Here is a 16,433-nt window from a genome sequence, read left to right on the forward strand (position 1 = left end):
GGATCAAGGATCCTCATGTCCAACGATTCTTCGCTCAACCTCATGCGCATCGGCCTCGCCACGGCCGACCAGATCCGCTCCTGGTCGTACGGCGAGGTCAAGAAGCCCGAGACCATCAACTACCGCACGCTCAAGCCGGAGAAGGACGGGCTCTTCTGCGAGAGGATCTTCGGCCCCACCCGCGATTGGGAGTGCGCCTGCGGCAAGTACAAGCGCGTGCGCTACAAGGGCATCATCTGCGAGCGCTGCGGCGTCGAGGTGACCCGTGCCAAGGTGCGCCGCGAGCGCATGGGGCACCTGGAGCTCGCCGCTCCGGTGACCCACATCTGGTACTTCAAGGGCGTGCCCTCTCGTCTGGGCTACCTGCTGGACCTGGCGCCCAAGGACCTGGAGAAGGTCATCTACTTCGCGGCCTACATGGTCACGAAGGTCGATGAGGAGGCCCGCCACGAGGACCTCCCGAACCTCCAGGCCTCGATCGACCGCGAGAAGAAGGCCCTCGAGGACCAGCGCGATGCCGACGTCGTCGCCATCGCCGGGGACCTCGAGAGCGATCTGGCCGAGGTGGAGAAGGAGGGTGGCAAGGCCGCCGAGAAGCGCAAGCTGCGCGATGCCGCCGACCGCCAGATGGCCAACGTGCGCAAGCGCGCCGACCGCGAGATCGACTCGATCGACCGCGTGTGGGAGCGCTTCAAGAACCTCAAGGTCAACGACCTCGAGGGCGACGAGGCGCTGTACCGCCAGTTGCAGGACCGCTTCGGCATGTACTTCGAGGGCTCCATGGGCGCCGAGGCGATCAAGAAGCGCCTCGAGACCTTCGACCTGGCTGCTGAGGCCGAGGCCCTGCGCGAGACCATCGCCACGGGCAAGGGCCAGCGCAAGTCGCGCGCCCTGAAGCGCCTCAAGGTCGTCAACGCGTTCCTGTCCACGGACAACTCGCCGCTGGGCATGGTCCTGGACGCCGTCCCGGTCATCCCGCCGGAGCTGCGTCCCATGGTCCAGCTCGACGGCGGCCGCTTCGCGACCTCGGATCTCAACGATCTGTACCGACGCGTGATCAACCGCAATAACCGCCTGAAGCGCCTGCTCGATCTCGGCGCCCCCGAGATCATCGTGAACAACGAGAAGCGCATGCTCCAGGAGGCTGTGGACTCCCTGTTCGACAACGGCCGTCGCGGCCGTCCCGTCACGGGCCCGGGCAACCGCGCGCTCAAGTCGCTGTCGGACATGCTCAAGGGCAAGCAGGGCCGCTTCCGCCAGAACCTGCTCGGCAAGCGCGTGGACTACTCGGGCCGCTCGGTCATCGTGGTCGGCCCGCAGCTGCGCATGCACCAGTGCGGTCTGCCCAAGCAGATGGCGCTCGAGCTGTTCAAGCCGTTCGTGATGAAGCGCCTGGTCGATCTGAACCACGCGCAGAACATCAAGTCGGCCAAGCGGATGGTCGAGCGCTTCCGCCCGCAGGTGTGGGACGTCCTGGAAGAGGTCATCACCGAGCACCCGGTGCTGCTCAACCGCGCCCCCACCCTGCACCGCCTGGGCATCCAGGCCTTCGAGCCGCAGCTCGTCGAGGGCAAGGCCATCCAGCTGCACCCGCTCGTGTGCTCGGCGTTCAACGCGGACTTCGACGGCGACCAGATGGCCGTGCACCTGCCGCTGTCGCCGGAGGCCCAGGCCGAGGCGCGCGTGCTGATGCTGTCGTCGAACAACATCCTCAAGCCGTCGGACGGCAAGCCGATCGCCCTGCCCTCGCAGGACATGATCATCGGCCTGTACCACCTGACCACCGTCCGCGAGGACGAGGTCGGGGCCGGGGAGAGCTACTCGTCGGTGGCCGAGGCCGTCATGGCCTTCGACGCCCGCAAGCTGCACCTCAACGCGCCGATCAAGGTCCGCATCGAGGACTTCGTCCCCGGTGAGGGCTGGGAGGCTCCGGAGGGCTGGACCGAGGGCGACACCGCCACGGTCGAGACCACCCTGGGCCGCGTCATCTTCAACCAGCAGCTGCCCGCCGGGCACCCGTGGTTCGAGGGCGTCGCGGACAAGAAGAGCCTCTCGCGCCTGGTCAACGACCTCGCCGAGGAGAACTCGATGGGCGTCGTGGCGCAGACCCTCGACAACTTCAAGGACGCCGGCTTCTACTGGGCCGCCTGGTCGGGCATCACGGTGGCGATCTCGGATATCGCCACGCCTCCGTCCAAGCCCCAGATCATGGAGGGCTACGAGGCGCAGGCCGCCAAGATCCAGACCCAGTACGAGACCGGTCTGATCGACGACGACGAGCGCCGCACCGAGCAGATCGACATCTGGACCAAGGCGACCGACGAGGTCGCTGCGGCCATGCGCGAGAACCTCGGCCGGCTGAACAACATCAACCGGATGGTCTCCTCGGGTGCACGAGGCAACTGGATGCAGGTCCGTCAGATCGCGGGCATCCGCGGCCTGGTGGCCAACCCCAAGGGCGAGATCATGCCCCGTCCGATCAAGTCCTCGTACCGCGAGGGCCTGACGGTGCTGGAGTACTTCATCGCGACCCACGGCGCCCGCAAGGGCCTGGCCGACACCGCGCTGCGCACGGCGAACTCGGGCTACCTGACCCGTCGTCTCGTCGACGTCTCCCAGGACGTCATCGTCCGCGAGGGCGACTGCGGCACGGATCGCGGCCTGACGCTGCCGGTCTCCGAGACCTCGGAGACGGGTCAGCGCGTGCTGGATGCCGAGGTGGAGAACACCATCCACGGCCGCGTGCTGGCCGTGGACGTGGCCGATGCGAACGGCGAGATCGTGGCCCAGGCGGGCCAGGACCTCTCGGACGGGCTCATCAAGGCGATCTTCGACGCCGGCGTGGACGAGGTCCGCGTGCGCTCGGTGCTGACCTGCGACTCCGCCGTCGGCGTGTGCGCGGCCTGCTACGGCCGCTCGCTGGCGACCAACAAGCTGGTCGACATCGGCGAGGCCGTGGGCATCATCGCGGCTCAGTCGATCGGCGAGCCCGGCACGCAGCTGACCATGCGCACGTTCCACACGGGCGGCGTCGCCTCCTCGGACGGCGACATCACGCAGGGTCTGCCGCGAATCCAGGAGCTCTTCGAGGCCCGCACGCCCAAGGGCGTCGCGCCGATCTCGGAGGTCGCCGGTCGCGCCACGATCGAGGACACGGAGAAGGGCGTGCGCGTCGTCATCACCCCGGACAACGGGGACGAGGACTTCGCGTACCCGGTGCTGCGCCGCGCCAAGCTGCTCGTGGCCGACGGCGAGTCCGTCGAGGTCGGCCAGCAGCTGGTGGCCGGTGCGGTGGACCCCAAGGAGGTCCTGCGCATCCGCGGTCGCCGTGCGGCCCAGAAGCACCTGGTGGACGAGGTCCAGGGCGTGTACCGCTCCCAGGGCGTGGGCATCCACGACAAGCACGTGGAGGTCATCGTCCGGCAGATGCTGCGTCGCAACACGGTCATCGAGTCCGGCGACACCGACCTGCTGCCGGGCGAGCTCGTGGACGACGTCCGCTACCGCGAGGCCAACCGCAAGGCGGTGACCTCGCAGCAGCGTCCGGCCGCAGGCCGTCCGGAGCTGATGGGCATCACCAAGGCCTCGCTGGCCACGGACTCGTGGCTGTCGGCCGCCTCCTTCCAGGAGACGACCCGAGTGCTGACGCAGGCCGCCATGGAGGCCAAGTCGGATCCGCTGGTGGGCCTGAAGGAGAACGTGATCATCGGCAAGCTGATCCCGGCCGGCACCGGCCTGGCTCGCTACAACGATGTGAGCGTGGAGCCCACCGAGGAGGCCAAGGCCGCCCTGTTCACGGACAGCGGCGCGTACGCGGACTTCTCGTACGCCGACGACTCGTCGCTGGGCGAGTTCCAGGCGATCCCGCTGGAGGATTACGACTTCGGCGCCAACTGATCGGTCGGCGGCACCTCGGCGCTGAGCTGAGGTGCCGCGCCGAGATCAGACCCGGACGCTCGGCGTCCCAGACCGGAAGCCCCGCTCCTGCACTGGCAGGAGCGGGGCTTCCGCCGTCTCTGCCGATCGTGACGTCGCACGGTCCACCGAGACCGCGTCGAGCCCCCGGCGCCGGGCGCGGGCCGAAGCCGACAGCGAGGGCTTCAGCGGCCCGTCGCGCAGGCAGGTCGGGCGGGGTGCCCTCGGTGCTGCGGCGGCTCCCGGCGACGAGGGGGACGGCCGCTTCCTGATCGGACGCGCGGTGCGGGACATCATCGGCAGGCTCGCCGGGGTGGGCTTCCTGGGCTACGGGTCCACGAGCAAGCTGGGGCTCGGCGTCCACATTCGCCAGCACGCCCGCGCCTTCGTCATCGAGGACCCGGCCGACGGCTCGCACGTGGCGCTGGTCGCAGGCCACGGTCAGCCTGGGAGCCGCCCACACCCATGCCACTCCGGGCGGCGCCGGAGTCGACGAGCTGCAGAACATCACCACGCTGGGCTTCCAGCCCCAGGTCTTCGAGGCGCAGGTCGAGCGCATCGTGGCCGCGATCCTGGCCGCAGACGCCGACCGGGCGGAGGGCAGACTGCGAGTGAGCCGCTCGGAGCTGGCCGATGCGGGGGGGCAACCGGTACATGGAGGCCTTCCGCCTGAATCCCGAGGACCTGGGCTCGGCGCTGCCCGGCGGCCTGGACACCTCCTCGACCACGCTGCGGATGGAGAGCGGGGGAGCGGTCGACGCCATCGTGAACTGGTAATCGACCCACAGCACCTCGCTGACGAACACCGACCGCCTGGTCTCGGGGGAGAACAAGGGCTGCGCCGAGTACACCCTCGAGCGCCTGGACCACGGCGTGCACCTCACGGCGCAGCAGCGACCGGAGTTCGTGGCGGCGTTCGCCAACTCGAACTCCGGCGACATCAGCCCGAACCTGAACCGGAGCCCGGGCAGCGGGCCCACCGACGACGAGTTCGAGAACACGCCGGAGATCGGCACGCGCCAGGCCGATGCGGTGCGCTCCCAGCTGGCCTCGTCGGGAGACCCGGTGGGCTCGGGGGTGGCCAGCCGGATCACCTACGTGGACATGCGCGGCTACCAGGTGCGCCCGGAGTTCTCCGGCACGGGTCGCACCGAGCGCACGGGCTGGGCGATCCTGGGCACGGCCTTCGGCGCCGGATCCCAGGAGGACGGGCCGGGCCCGAGCATCTTCAGCGAGGAGCTGTGGAACAACCCCTTCTCGGCCACGCTGGCCTCGTGGCGCTACCGGGTCGACCGCTACGAGGCGGCCATCCACGCGCCCAAGTCCACCCTGCTGTCCGTCGGGGCCATGGGCTGGGTCCAGCATCAGGTCCCGGTGCAGCTGATCCGCCTGGGCCGGCTGTGGCTGGCGGTCATGCCCGGCGAGGTCACGGCCGCCGTGGGCGTGATGTACCGCAGGGCGGTCGCTGAGGCCACCGGCGCGCAGGAGCGCGATGTCATCATCCAGGCGACCTCCAACGGCTGCACGCACTACGTCACGACGCGCTGGGAGTACGAGTCTCAGCAGTACGAGGGCGGGGCCACGGTCTACGGCAAGCACTCGGCGGCCGCGTACTGCCAGATCCTCGACGGGCTGGCCCGGGCGATCGTCGACGACACGGAGGTGGCCCTGGGCCTCGTGCCGCGGGATGAGTCGGCCAAGGCGCTGCGATCCCTGCAGGGAGCCGACGGCGCTGACCTGCCCATGCCGATGCGGGCCTTCGGCGATGTCTGGACGCAGCCGGTCGGCGTCACCGCCGGGCAGGTGGCCCGCGCCGTGTTCGTGGGGGCGAACCCGAACAACAACGTCCGCCACGGCGGCTCGTACCTGGTGCTCGAGCGCCAGGCGGACGGCGCCTGGCGGACGGCTCCTGGCAGCGCTTCCGCGACGACCAGGACTTCGACACACGGTTTCTCTGGGAGGACAGGCTGTTCTCGCGCTCGCTGGTGACCCTCGAGTGGACCGTGCCCGCCGGTGCTGCCGGCACCTGCCGCTTCGTCTACCAGGGCGATCGCCGCACCGGTCTCAGGAGGATCCCGCCGATCACGGCGACCAGCCGGGCCTTCACCGTGCGCTGATACTGGCCCGAGCGAGGGAGAATCCGGGACATGGCCAATTCGTCCTCCGGAGACTCCGTGCTCGTGCGCCTCGACCGGGTGCTGGCCGCCTTCGGGCGCGACCAGCCCCGGCTGACCTCCGCGCAGATCGCGCGACGCACTGGGCTGCCTCCGGCCACCGCCCATCGCCTGTGCGCCGATCTGGCGGCAGCCGGCTGGCTGACGCGCGGGGCGGGGGGCTCCTACTCCGTGGGGACCCGGCTGTGGGAGCTGGCCACCCGGTCGGCCCCGGAGACCTCCCTGGCGGCGGCGGCCGCGCCGTTCCTGCACGGCGTCCAGTCGGCGCTGCGACAGCATGTCCAGCTCGGTCGCATCCAGGGCGACGAGGTCCTGTTCGTGCAGAGGCTCTCCCAGCCCGGCACCCGCCCCATCAGCTCCGCGGTGGCGGGGAGGCTGCCGCTGCACCTCTCGGCCACCGGCCTGGTGCTGCTGGCGGGGCTGCCGGAGGCGCAGCGCCGCGACCACGCCCGACGTGTGCTCGAGCGCGGCGAGCAGCTGCCGCAGGGCGGGCCCGAGCAGCTCGAGCAGGTGCTGCGCGAGATCCGCGCGAGCGGCCACTGCGTGCAGACCGGCAATCTTGAGCCGGACCGCACGGGCATCGCCGTGCCCGTCCATGCCGCCGACGGCTCGGTGCTCGCAGGCCTGGGCATCGTCGCCGATCGGGCCCTGGCCCCCGTGGATCCCTCAGCCGTCGTGCAGGCGCTGCACACGGCCGCTCACGGGATCGCCCGCGCGGCCGAAGGACCGGATCATCCCGTTGAATGAGCATTATGTGGCGCAGGCCTCACTGTGAGCCTGAGACTGTGCGCACAACCGTTCGCCAGGAGGACATCCCGTGAGCCAGAACCCCGCGCAGCCCGCATCGGCCGCACCCCTCCTCGAGACGCAGGTCGCGATCGTCGGCGCCGGCCCCGCCGGGCTGATGCTCGCGCACCTGCTGCGTCGCGAGGGCCTCGAGACGATCGTGATCGAGAAGCGCGACCCGGAGACGATCCGGGCCACCCACCGCGCCGGGATCCTGGAGGCCGGCACCGTGGACATGCTGGTGGACTCCGGCGTCGACGGCCGAGTGCTCACGGAGGGCCACGAGCATGAGGGCACGTCCCTGCGCTTCGAGGGCCGCAGCCACCACATCGACTTCCAGGAGGCAGTCGGGCGCTCCGTGCGGCTCTACCCGCAGAACGAGGTGTTCTGGGACCTCAAGGAGGCCTCCGAGCGCGACGGCGGCACGGTCTTCTGGTCGGTCGACAACGTCGCCGTCCATGACGTCGAGTCGGATCGCCCGGGGGTCACGTTCGTCGATGCCGAGGGCGCGGCGCGCGAGATCCGCTGCCGGATCCTGGTGGGTGCCGACGGCTCCCGCTCGGTGTGCCGCAAGGCGATTCCGGAGGACGTGCGCACGGATCACTTCACCGAATACCCGTTCGCCTGGTTCGGCATCCTGTGCCAGGCGCCGCCGAGCCACCACGAGCTGATCTACACCCGCTCCGAGTCCGGGTTCGCGCTGATCTCCCAGCGCTCGGACGACGTCCAGCGGATGTACTTCCAGTGCGACCCCACGGAGGATCCCGACGACTGGTCGGACGAGCAGATCTGGGCCCGGCTGCAGGAGTGCGTCTCCGGCCCGGACGGCTTCCGCCTGCAGGAGGGGCCGATCATCGACAAGACGGTCCTGCCCTTCCGCTCCTATGTGTGCGAGCCGCTGCGCCACGGCTCCCTCGTGCTCGTGGGCGATGCCGGGCACACGGTCCCCCCGACCGGCGCCAAGGGCCTGAACCTCGCCTTCTGCGACGTCCGCGTCCTGGCCCCGGCCCTCGTGGCCCTGCTGCGCGACGGCGATGAGCGGCCGCTGGCCGGCTACTCGGGGGCGGCGCTGGAGCGCGTGTGGAAGGCGCAGAACTTCTCGTACTGGGTCACCCGCATGCTGCACAGCAGCTCCGAGGACTCCGAGTTCGACTCCCGCCGCCAGCTCGGCGAGCTGCATGCGATCACGGACTCGCCGTACGGCCGGGCGTACTTCGCCGACTCCTACACGGGCTGGCAGGCCTGAGCGGGCGCTGAAGCCCACGGTGGGCCGTCGATGGCGCACCCCCCATGCCCAGGTCCGACGACGGACCGCGCTCCGATCGCCATCCGTGCGCTCTGCGCACAGGTGTTCAGTTTCGGAGTGACGCACGTTATTCTCAGGTGCTGGAGAGCACGGGCAGCAGCCCTGGGATGACGGAGCCGCGGGGCAGCCCCGCGGCAGCACCTCTACTGCCCGGCTGATGAAGGAGATGACCATGGCGGACACCCCCGTCTCGTCCTCGGACGCGGCAGCGGATTCCCAGTCGGTCCTGAGCGCGGAGATGGACGCGATCTCGGAGAGCTATGCGGCCTCCGGATCCGTCGAGACCCAGCCTCGACTCGACTACGCGCCCTATCGCAGCTCGGTCCTGCGCCACCCCACCAAGGATCTGCATCATGCGGATCCGGAGACCGTCGAGCTGTGGGCCCCGGCCTTCGGCCCCCGCGACGTCCACGCCCTCGAGTCGGACCTCACGATCCAGGACAAGGGCGAGCCCATCGGCGAGCGGATCACGATCAGCGGGCGCGTGCTCGACGGCGAGGGCCGGCCGGTGCGCCGCCAGCTGGTGGAGATCTGGCAGGCCAATGCGGCGGGCCGGTACATCCACAAGCGCGATCAGCACCCGGCTCCGATCGACCCGAACTTCACCGGGGTGGGCCGCTGCCTGACCGGCGACGACGGCTCGTACTCGTTCACCACGATCAAGCCGGGCCCGTACCCGTGGAAGAACCACTACAACGCGTGGCGTCCGGCTCACGTGCACTTCTCGCTGTTCGGCACGGAGTTCACCCAGCGCATGGTGACCCAGATGTACTTCCCGGGCGATCCCCTGTTCGCCCTGGACCCGATCTACCAGGCGATCGTCGACCCCAAGGCGCGCGAGCGCCTGGTGGCGAACTACGACCACGACCTCTCGGCCCACGAGTGGTCGCTGGGCTACAAGTGGGACATCGTGCTCACCGGAACCCACCGCACGCTCATGGAGGAGGACACCGATGTCTGAGCAGCTGACACCCACGCCCGGTCAGACCGTCGGCCCCTTCTACGGCTACGCCCTGCCGTTCGACGGCGGGGAGAACCTGGTGGATCGGACGCATCCCCAGGCCGTGCGCCTGCACGGGGTCGTCTACGACGGCAACGGCGATCCCGTGCCGGACTCCCTGCTGGAGATCTGGCAGGCGGATGAGCACGGGCGGATCTCGCAGGAGCCCGGCTCCCTGATCCGCGACGGCTACACCTTCACGGGCTTCGGCAGGCAGGCCGTGGACAACGTGGGGGCGTACTCGTTCACCACGGTGGCCCCCGGCCCCACGGAGCCCGGGGCGGCCCCGTTCATCGCCATGACGGTCTTCGCCCGCGGTCTGCTCAACCGGCTCTTCACCCGGATCTACCTCCCGGAGGACCAGGAGGCCCTGGAGCGGGACCCGCTGCTGTCCTCGGTGCCGGCGGATCGGCGCGAGACCCTGATCGCCCGCCGCGAGCAGGACGGCTCGCTGCGCTTCGACGTCCGCCTGCAGGGCGAGGCGGAGACCGTGTTCCTGCGCTACCCGCAGCACGCGGACTGAGCAGGCACGGGGCCGGGCCGACGTCCATCGTCGCCCCGCCCCCCCTCCGCCGCGCGGGGACGACTCGCGACGGCGTCACCACCATCTTCAGAGCAGCGCGACGACAGGACGACGACGAGACGCATGGCAGCACAGGACGCCGACTATTGTCTGCTCGTCCCCGGAGCCCATCGGGCCCGGGGACTCGCCGGTGATCGACAGGTGCTGCGCTGCCTGGTGCGAGCGGAGACCGCTTGGGTCGCGGCGCAGGCGCAGCTCGGGCTCGTCCCGGACAGCGCCGCGGAGGCGGCGGCCGACGTCCTCACGGACGAGGTGCTCGATCGCAGCTTCGACCTGGCGGATCTCGCCGAGCGCAGCGAGCTGGGCGGGAACCCGGTGATCCCCATGCTCGCGGATCTGCGCGCAGCGGTGCGGGAGATCGACCCGGAGGCCGTCGGCGCAGTGCACCGCGGGCTGACCAGTCAGGACGTTCTGGACACCGCCCTGATGCTGGTGCTGCGCGAGGCCCTCCAGCATCTCGATGACTCCCTGTCCCAGGCGCGGTCCGCGCTGGCCGGACTGGCCCAGCGCCACCGCCACGCTCTGTGCGCCGCGCGCACCCTGACGCAGCACGCGCTGCCCACGACCTTCGGCCTGCGCTGCGCCCAGTGGCTCGAGGGGCTGGCGGATGCCCATGAGCGGCTGGACCGGCTGAGCACTCCGGTGGCCATCGGCGGTGCGGCCGGCACCCTGGCCGGATCGCAGGCCCTGTTCGAGCAGCAGGAAGACCTCCAGCGCGGCAGTGCCTGCTCCGCGCAGCTCTCCGAGCAGGTCCTGCAGCTGCACGCCGCCTGGGCCAGGCAGCTCGGGCTGGAGGAGGCGCCCCACGTCTGGCACACCGCCCGCCAGCCCGTTCTGGACGCCGGGGCCGCGCTCGGCAGCGTCTGCGCGGCGATCGGCAGGATCGCCGACGACGTCCTGCTGCTCTCGCGCCCCGAGCTCGGCGAGCTGCGCGAGCCCACGGGCCCGGGCAGGGGCGTGTCCTCGGCCATGCCGCAGAAGCAGAACCCGGTGCTCTCGGTCCAGCTCAAGCGCACCGCCCTGAGCGCACCGCAGCTGCTCGCCTCGCTGTTCACTGCCGCCTCCTCCTCGGTCGACGAGCGTCCGGACGGCGCCTGGCACGTGGAGTGGCCGGCGCTGCAGCAGCTGCTGCGACTGAGCCTGACGGCGTGCTCCCAGCTGGCAGAGCTTGCCCAGGGGCTGCGCGTGGATGTCGAGCGCATGGAGGAGAACCTGCGCGCCTCGGGGCCGGCGCTGCTCTCCGAGCGGATCGTCACGGCGCTGAAGCCCGCGGTGCAGGAGGCGGACGGGGCCACGGGAGCCCAGCGCATCCAGGCCGTGCTGGCCCGGGCCGGTGCGGATGTCGAGGCAGCCGTCGACGGCCTGGCGGAGATCACGGGGGAGGGCCGCGACGCCCAGGGGCATGTCCTCGACCGGCAGCGGCTGCAGCAGCTGTGCGACCCGCGCGGCTATCTGGGCGCGGCCGATCTGCTGATCGATCGGGCTTTCGCGCGCCAGGACGAGCGAGAGGCGCTGCCCGGCGGCGGCGCCAGAACAGGAGAGGACTCATGAGCGTTCCAAGCATCCGCCTCGTGGAGCTGAGCGCGCCCGCTGCGGCGCAGGACGAGCAGCGGCCGGTGCTGCTGCTCGGCCCGGCGCTGGGCACGGCTCTCGTCCCGCTGTGGGGCGGGGTCGTCCGCGAGCTGGAAGGGCGCTTCCGCATCATCGGCTGGGAGCTGCCGGGCCACGGGGGCGCACCGGCCGGCTCCGACGACTTCTCGATCGAGGAGCTCGCCCAGGGCGTCCTGGCCGCCGTGGATGCAGTCGAGGAGCTCCCGGCCGAATCCCCGTTCTGGTATGCGGGCTGCTCCGTGGGCGGGGCCGTGGGGCTGCAGCTGCTGGTCGATGCACCGCAGCGCGTCCGAGGCGCCGTCATCACCGCCTCCGCACCGCAGCTGGGCGATCCCGAGCAGTGGCGCGAGCGCGCCGCGCTGGTGGAGGCCGCGGGAACTCCCACGCAGGTCATCGGCAGTGCGCAGCGCTGGCTCACCCAGGACTTCATCGAGCGCGACGCCGCCGCCGGCACCGGGATCACCACGGGTCTGCTGCACGCGCTGCAGTCCGCCGACCGCCACGGCTACGCCCAGGTGTGCCGTGCGATCGCCGCGTTCGACCTCACCGGGCGACTGGGGGAGATCGTCGCCCCGGTGATCGCCGTGGCCGGCGAGCAGGACCCCTCGGTCGAGGCGCAGGCGGTGCGGGACTGGGCGCAGCAGGTGCCCGGTGCGCGCTTCGAGCTGATCGAGCAGGCCGCGCACATGATCCCCGCCCAGCAGCCGGCCGCGCTCGCCGGGCTGATCAAGGAGCTGGCAGCGCAGACGCCGGGCTCCGCGTCGACCGATCCGCTGCGGCGTGAAGGGGCGCCGTCCTCGGTCGGCGACTCGGCCCCGGGGAGCGCCTCGACTCAGGCGCCTGCACCACGCGCGGGCGGCGACCGCACCGCCTCCCAGACGCATGCCGACGGCATGCGGGTGCGCCGGGAGGTCCTCTCCGACGCCCACGTGGATCGCTCGGAGGCCAACAAGGACGAGTTCACGGCCGAGTGGCAGGACTTCATCTCCCGCTACGCCTGGGGCGAGATCTGGACCCGTCCGGGCCTGGATCGGCCCATGCGCAGCGCCATCACGCTGACCGCCCTGATCGCGGCGGGGCACTGGGGCGAGTTCGAGATGCACGTGCGCGCGGCACTGCGCAACGGGCTGACGCGCGAGCAGATCAAGGAGATCCTGCTGCAGAGCTCGATCTACCTCTCGGTGCCCTCCGCCAACAACGCCTTCTCCCATGCCAAGGCGGTCTTCGACCGTCTGGACGCGGAGGCCGCCAGCGCCTCCTCGCCCGCCACGACAGACCGAGCATCATCAGACGACGAAGGAGTCACCTCATGAGCACCGCAGCCAGCGGCCGCCAGGACGCCTACATCTACGACGCCGTGCGCACCCCGTTCGCCAAGATCGGCGGCGCCCTGTCCGGCCACCGCCCCGACGACCTCGCAGCGCTCGTGGTGCGCAGCATGGTCGAGCGAGCTGAGGGCCTGGACCCGGAGAGCATCGACGAGGTCGTGTTCGGCAACGCCAACGGCGCCGGCGAGGAGAACCGCAACGTGGCGCGCATGGCCACGCTGCTGGCCGGTCTGCCCACCTCGCTGCCGGGCACCACGGTCAACCGCCTCTGCGGCTCCTCGCTGGATGCCGCCATGTTGGCCTCGCGCCAGATCGAGGTCGATGAGGCCGACCTGATGCTCGTGGGCGGCGTCGAGTCCATGTCGCGCGCTCCCTGGGTCCTGCCCAAGACCGAACGTCCGTTCCCCATGCAGGACCTGCACCTGGCCAACACCACGCTCGGCTGGCGGCTGGTCAATCCCGAGATGCCCGATGCCTGGACGGTCTCGTTGGGCGAGGCCACCGAGCAGCTGCGCGAGAAGCACGGGATCACCCGCGAGGAGCAGGACGTCTTCTCGGCGCGCTCCCACCAGCTGGCCGCGAAGGCCTGGGACGAGGGCCGCTACGACGACCTCACCGTAACCGTGAAGGCCAACTCCAAGCGCGGCAGCGACGTCACCCGCGATGAGACCGTCCGCGCCGATTCCACCCCGGAGACGCTCGGCGGTCTGCGCACCGTGTTCCGCAAGGACAACGGCACGGTCACCGCCGGCAACGCCTCGCCCATGAACGACGGCGCCTCCGCCGCGTGGCTCGGGTCCGAGAAGGCTGCCGTTCTTCTGGGACGCACGCCGCTGGCGCGCATCGCCGGGCGCGGCGCTGCGGCCAATGAGCCGCAGTTCTTCGGCGAGGCGCCGGTCGAGGCCGCGAACCTGGCCCTGAAGCGCGCCGGGATCGGCTGGGAGGATGTCAGCGCCGTCGAGCTCAACGAGGCCTTCGCGGCCCAGTCGCTGGCGTGCCTCCGCCAGTGGGGGATCGAGGAGTCGATCGTCAACGCGTGGGGCGGCGCGATCGCGATCGGCCACCCGCTCGGCGCCTCCGGTACCCGAGTGCTGGGAACCCTGGCTCGGCGCCTCCGGGCGGAGGGCGGCCGCTGGGGCGTGGCTTCGCTGTGCATCGGCGTGGGCCAGGGCCTGGCCGTCGTGCTCGAGAACACCGACGCCGCCTGAGCCCGGCGCACCAGAGACCGAACGATCATTCGCAAGGAGAGAGCATGCTGAGCATCGCGGACACCGCGGCCCAGGCCGTCGAGCAGATCGAGGACGGCTCGACCGTCATGATCGGGGGCTTCGGGGTGGCGGGTCAGCCCGTCGAGCTGATCGACGCCCTGATCGAGCAGGGCGCGAACGACCTGACCGTCGTGAACAACAACGCGGGCAACGGCGACGTCGGGCTGGCCAAGCTCATCCAGCTGGGACGGGTGAAGAAGATCATCTGCTCGTTCCCGCGCCAGTCGGACTCGTGGCACTTCGACGAGAAGTACCACGCCGGCGAGATCGAGCTGGAGGTCGTCCCGCAGGGCAACCTGGCCGAGCGCATCCGCGCCGCAGGCGCCGGCATCGGCGCGTTCTTCACCCCCACGGGCTACGGCACGCCGCTGGCCGAGGGCAAGGAGGTCCGCGAGCTCGACGGACGCCACCAGATCCTCGAGTACCCGATCGTCGCCGACTACGCCCTGACCAAGGCGCACACCGCCGACACCGCGGGCAACCTCACCTACCGCAAGACGGCGCGCAACTTCGGCCCGATCATGGCCGCGGCCGCCCGGACGTCGATCGTGCAGGTCTCGGAGCTCGTGGAGCGCGGGCAGATGGATCCGGAGACCGTGGTGACCCCGGGTATCTACGTCGACACCGTCGTGCACATCCAGGCCCCCAAGACGCCCGACGTGGGCTGATCCCCTCACGGATCAGGACCGCCGCCGCAGGCAGCGCCCGTCCCGATCCACCGCGAGCAGACACGCCACCGCAGCGGCAGCCAGGCCGCGCAGAGAGCGAGACACGACCATGAGCACTCCCCAGACCCAGGACGCGGCGCTGGACAACCAGCAGCTCGCCGAGCTCGTCGCCCGCGACATCCCCGCCGGCGCCTATGTGAACCTCGGCATCGGCCAGCCCACGCTGGTCTCCGACTACCTCACGCCCGAGGACGACGTCACCCTCCACACGGAGAACGGCATGCTCGGCATGGGTGCGGCCGCCCACGGCGAGGACATCGACCCCGATCTGATCAACGCGGGCAAGATCCCGGTCGTGGAGACCGACGGCTGCTCGTACTTCCACCACGCGGACTCGTTCGCCATGATGCGCGGCGGCCATCTGGACTGCTGCGTCCTCGGCGCCTTCCAGGTGGACCGCAACGGCAACCTGGCCAACTGGTCGACCGGCAAGCCCGGGGCCATCCCCGCGGTCGGCGGGGCCATGGACCTGGCCACCGGCGCCAAGCAGACATTCGTGATGATGGACCTGCGCACCAAGAAGGACCAGCCCAAGCTGGTCGAGCAGTGCGATATGCCCCTGACGGGCGTCGGCTGCGTCTCGCGCGTCTACACCGACCGCGCCGTCTTCCTCATCGAGGGCGACGGCCGCGTGGTGGTGCGCGAGACCTTCGGGGCCACGTTCGAGCAGATCCAACAGCTCGTGCCCTTCCCGCTCGAGCAGGCCTGAGGACAGCAGCGCAGATGGCAGTCGAGCATTCCGCCGACGGGTCGGGGGAGTCCGAGCGCGCCGCCGGGTCGTCGTCGCGCTCGGGCACGGACACGGTGCAGTCGCTGGCCCGCGGCCTCGGCGTGATCACCGCCTTCGACGCCGGGCGACCTCGGATGACGCTGTCCGAGGTCGCCCGGCGCAGGGGCCTGTCCCGGGCGACGGCGCGCAGGCTCCTGCTGACGCTCGAGCAGTTGGGCTACGTGCGCACCGACGGCCGCGACTTCGAGCTCACCGCCAAGGTCCTCGAGCTCGGCTACGCCTACCTCTCCGCGCTGAGTCTGCCGGAGATCGCCGCCCCGCACCTGCGCCGGCTCTCCGAGACCGTGGGGGAGTCCACCTCCGTGGCCGTATTGGACGGCTCGGAGATCGCCTACGTGGCCCGGGTCCAGGCCCGGCACATCATGAATGTCGCGATCTCGGTGGGCACGCGCTTCCCGGCGCATGCGACCTCCATGGGCCGCGTGCTGCTCAGCGAGCTTCCCGACGACCAGGTCCGCGCTCGCTGCGAGGCTGCTCTGGCTCATCCGCCGGCCCGTCGCACCGTCACGACCCTCGACGGGCTGCGCCATCGCCTGGCCGAGGTGCGCCGCAGCGGGTGGGCGGACGTGGACCAGGAGCTCGAAGCCGGGCTGCGCTCGGTGGCTGTGCCGATCCGGGACGCCCGGGGGCAGATCATCGCCGCGGTCAACGTCTCCATGCGCGTGGGCGCCACGGAGGAGCACGAGGATCCGCTGCGTGCGATCCTCCCGGCGCTGCGCGAGTGCGCAGGTGCCATCCAGCAGGACCTGGCCGCGTCCGGGGCGGGTGGGCACCAGGACCCCGCGATCGCGGCGCGCGGAGGCGTCTGATACAGTTGACGGGATTGGCTCGACCATCCGTGGTCGCTTCCAGTGGCAGGTATGGACTCCGTCCTCAGGCACGCAGGGTGTGCCCGAATGCCACTTTTTGTCATGCCTCGAGGGTCTCGCCCCTGCTGCCCGCAG

General features: G+C 70.9%; 14 protein-coding genes and 2 pseudogenes. All 16 read left to right on the forward strand.

The genetic code is table 11. From position 1 onward, the window contains the following. Window positions 1–15 precede the first annotated feature (15 nt). The 16 genes and pseudogenes from QSJ40_RS02390 (at window position 16) to QSJ40_RS02465 (ending at window position 16,298) form a co-directional block, all read left to right on the forward strand. A complete protein-coding gene (locus tag QSJ40_RS02390) occupies window positions 16–3,897 on the forward strand; it encodes a DNA-directed RNA polymerase subunit beta' (RefSeq protein WP_006213528.1) in 3,882 nt (1,293 codons plus the stop codon). A gap of 331 nt (window positions 3,898–4,228) precedes the next feature. Beyond that, window positions 4,229–4,496 (forward strand): annotated as a pseudogene (locus QSJ40_RS12765) (neutral/alkaline non-lysosomal ceramidase N-terminal domain-containing protein); the annotation flags it as partial. A gap of 52 nt (window positions 4,497–4,548) precedes the next feature. Continuing rightward, window positions 4,549–4,692: a hypothetical protein gene (locus QSJ40_RS02395; protein WP_285728461.1), complete on the forward strand. Its 144-nt coding sequence runs from the start codon at window positions 4,549–4,551 to the stop codon at window positions 4,690–4,692. Window positions 4,693–4,704: 12 nt separating this feature from the next. After that, window positions 4,705–5,523 (forward strand): annotated as a pseudogene (locus QSJ40_RS02400) (neutral/alkaline non-lysosomal ceramidase N-terminal domain-containing protein); the annotation flags it as partial. Window positions 5,524–5,547: 24 nt separating this feature from the next. Beyond that, window positions 5,548–5,904: a neutral/alkaline non-lysosomal ceramidase C-terminal domain-containing protein gene (locus QSJ40_RS02405; RefSeq protein ID WP_285728880.1), complete on the forward strand. Its 357-nt coding sequence runs from the start codon at window positions 5,548–5,550 to the stop codon at window positions 5,902–5,904. After that, window positions 5,811–6,032, forward strand: coding sequence for a neutral/alkaline non-lysosomal ceramidase C-terminal domain-containing protein (locus QSJ40_RS02410; RefSeq protein WP_235044712.1), 222 nt, complete (start codon window positions 5,811–5,813; stop codon window positions 6,030–6,032). The genes QSJ40_RS02405 and QSJ40_RS02410 overlap by 94 nt, the downstream gene beginning before the upstream one ends. Before the next feature lie 30 nt (window positions 6,033–6,062). Further along, window positions 6,063–6,836: an IclR family transcriptional regulator gene (locus tag QSJ40_RS02415; protein ID WP_285728462.1), complete on the forward strand. Its 774-nt coding sequence runs from the start codon at window positions 6,063–6,065 to the stop codon at window positions 6,834–6,836. Between the two features lie 70 nt (window positions 6,837–6,906). Then, window positions 6,907–8,121 carry a 4-hydroxybenzoate 3-monooxygenase gene (locus QSJ40_RS02420; protein WP_285728463.1) on the forward strand — a complete coding sequence of 405 codons (1,215 nt, stop codon included), beginning with the start codon at window positions 6,907–6,909 and terminating at the stop codon, window positions 8,119–8,121. Between the two features lie 232 nt (window positions 8,122–8,353). Continuing rightward, window positions 8,354–9,142, forward strand: a complete 789-nt coding sequence (gene pcaH / locus QSJ40_RS02425; protein ID WP_100244608.1) for a protocatechuate 3,4-dioxygenase subunit beta — start codon at window positions 8,354–8,356, stop codon at window positions 9,140–9,142. Then, window positions 9,135–9,704 (forward strand): protocatechuate 3,4-dioxygenase subunit alpha, encoded by a 570-nt coding sequence (gene pcaG, locus QSJ40_RS02430; RefSeq protein WP_006213520.1) that lies wholly within the window; start codon window positions 9,135–9,137, stop codon window positions 9,702–9,704. The genes pcaH and pcaG overlap by 8 nt, the downstream gene beginning before the upstream one ends. A gap of 123 nt (window positions 9,705–9,827) precedes the next feature. Continuing rightward, window positions 9,828–11,315 (forward strand): lyase family protein, encoded by a 1,488-nt coding sequence (locus QSJ40_RS02435; protein WP_285728465.1) that lies wholly within the window; start codon window positions 9,828–9,830, stop codon window positions 11,313–11,315. Continuing rightward, window positions 11,312–12,688, forward strand: a complete 1,377-nt coding sequence (gene pcaDC, locus QSJ40_RS12870; protein WP_502875230.1) for a bifunctional 3-oxoadipate enol-lactonase/4-carboxymuconolactone decarboxylase PcaDC — start codon at window positions 11,312–11,314, stop codon at window positions 12,686–12,688. Before QSJ40_RS02435 ends, pcaDC begins: the two co-directional genes overlap by 4 nt. Then, on the forward strand, window positions 12,685–13,911 hold the full coding sequence (locus tag QSJ40_RS02450) for a thiolase family protein (RefSeq protein ID WP_285728467.1): 1,227 nt from the start codon (window positions 12,685–12,687) through the stop codon (window positions 13,909–13,911). Before pcaDC ends, QSJ40_RS02450 begins: the two co-directional genes overlap by 4 nt. A gap of 44 nt (window positions 13,912–13,955) precedes the next feature. Continuing rightward, complete coding sequence (locus tag QSJ40_RS02455; protein WP_251714571.1) at window positions 13,956–14,639, forward strand: 3-oxoacid CoA-transferase subunit A; 684 nt, start codon at window positions 13,956–13,958, stop codon at window positions 14,637–14,639. Window positions 14,640–14,748: 109 nt separating this feature from the next. Further along, window positions 14,749–15,408, forward strand: coding sequence for a 3-oxoacid CoA-transferase subunit B (locus QSJ40_RS02460; RefSeq protein WP_006213515.1), 660 nt, complete (start codon window positions 14,749–14,751; stop codon window positions 15,406–15,408). 14 nt (window positions 15,409–15,422) lie between these two features. Continuing rightward, complete coding sequence (locus tag QSJ40_RS02465; protein ID WP_006213514.1) at window positions 15,423–16,298, forward strand: IclR family transcriptional regulator domain-containing protein; 876 nt, start codon at window positions 15,423–15,425, stop codon at window positions 16,296–16,298. Window positions 16,299–16,433: the final 135 nt, after the last annotated feature.

It is taken from the genome of Kocuria sp. NBRC 114282, assembly GCF_030268385.1.
Classification (GTDB): Bacteria; Actinomycetota; Actinomycetes; order Actinomycetales; family Micrococcaceae; genus Kocuria; species Kocuria palustris.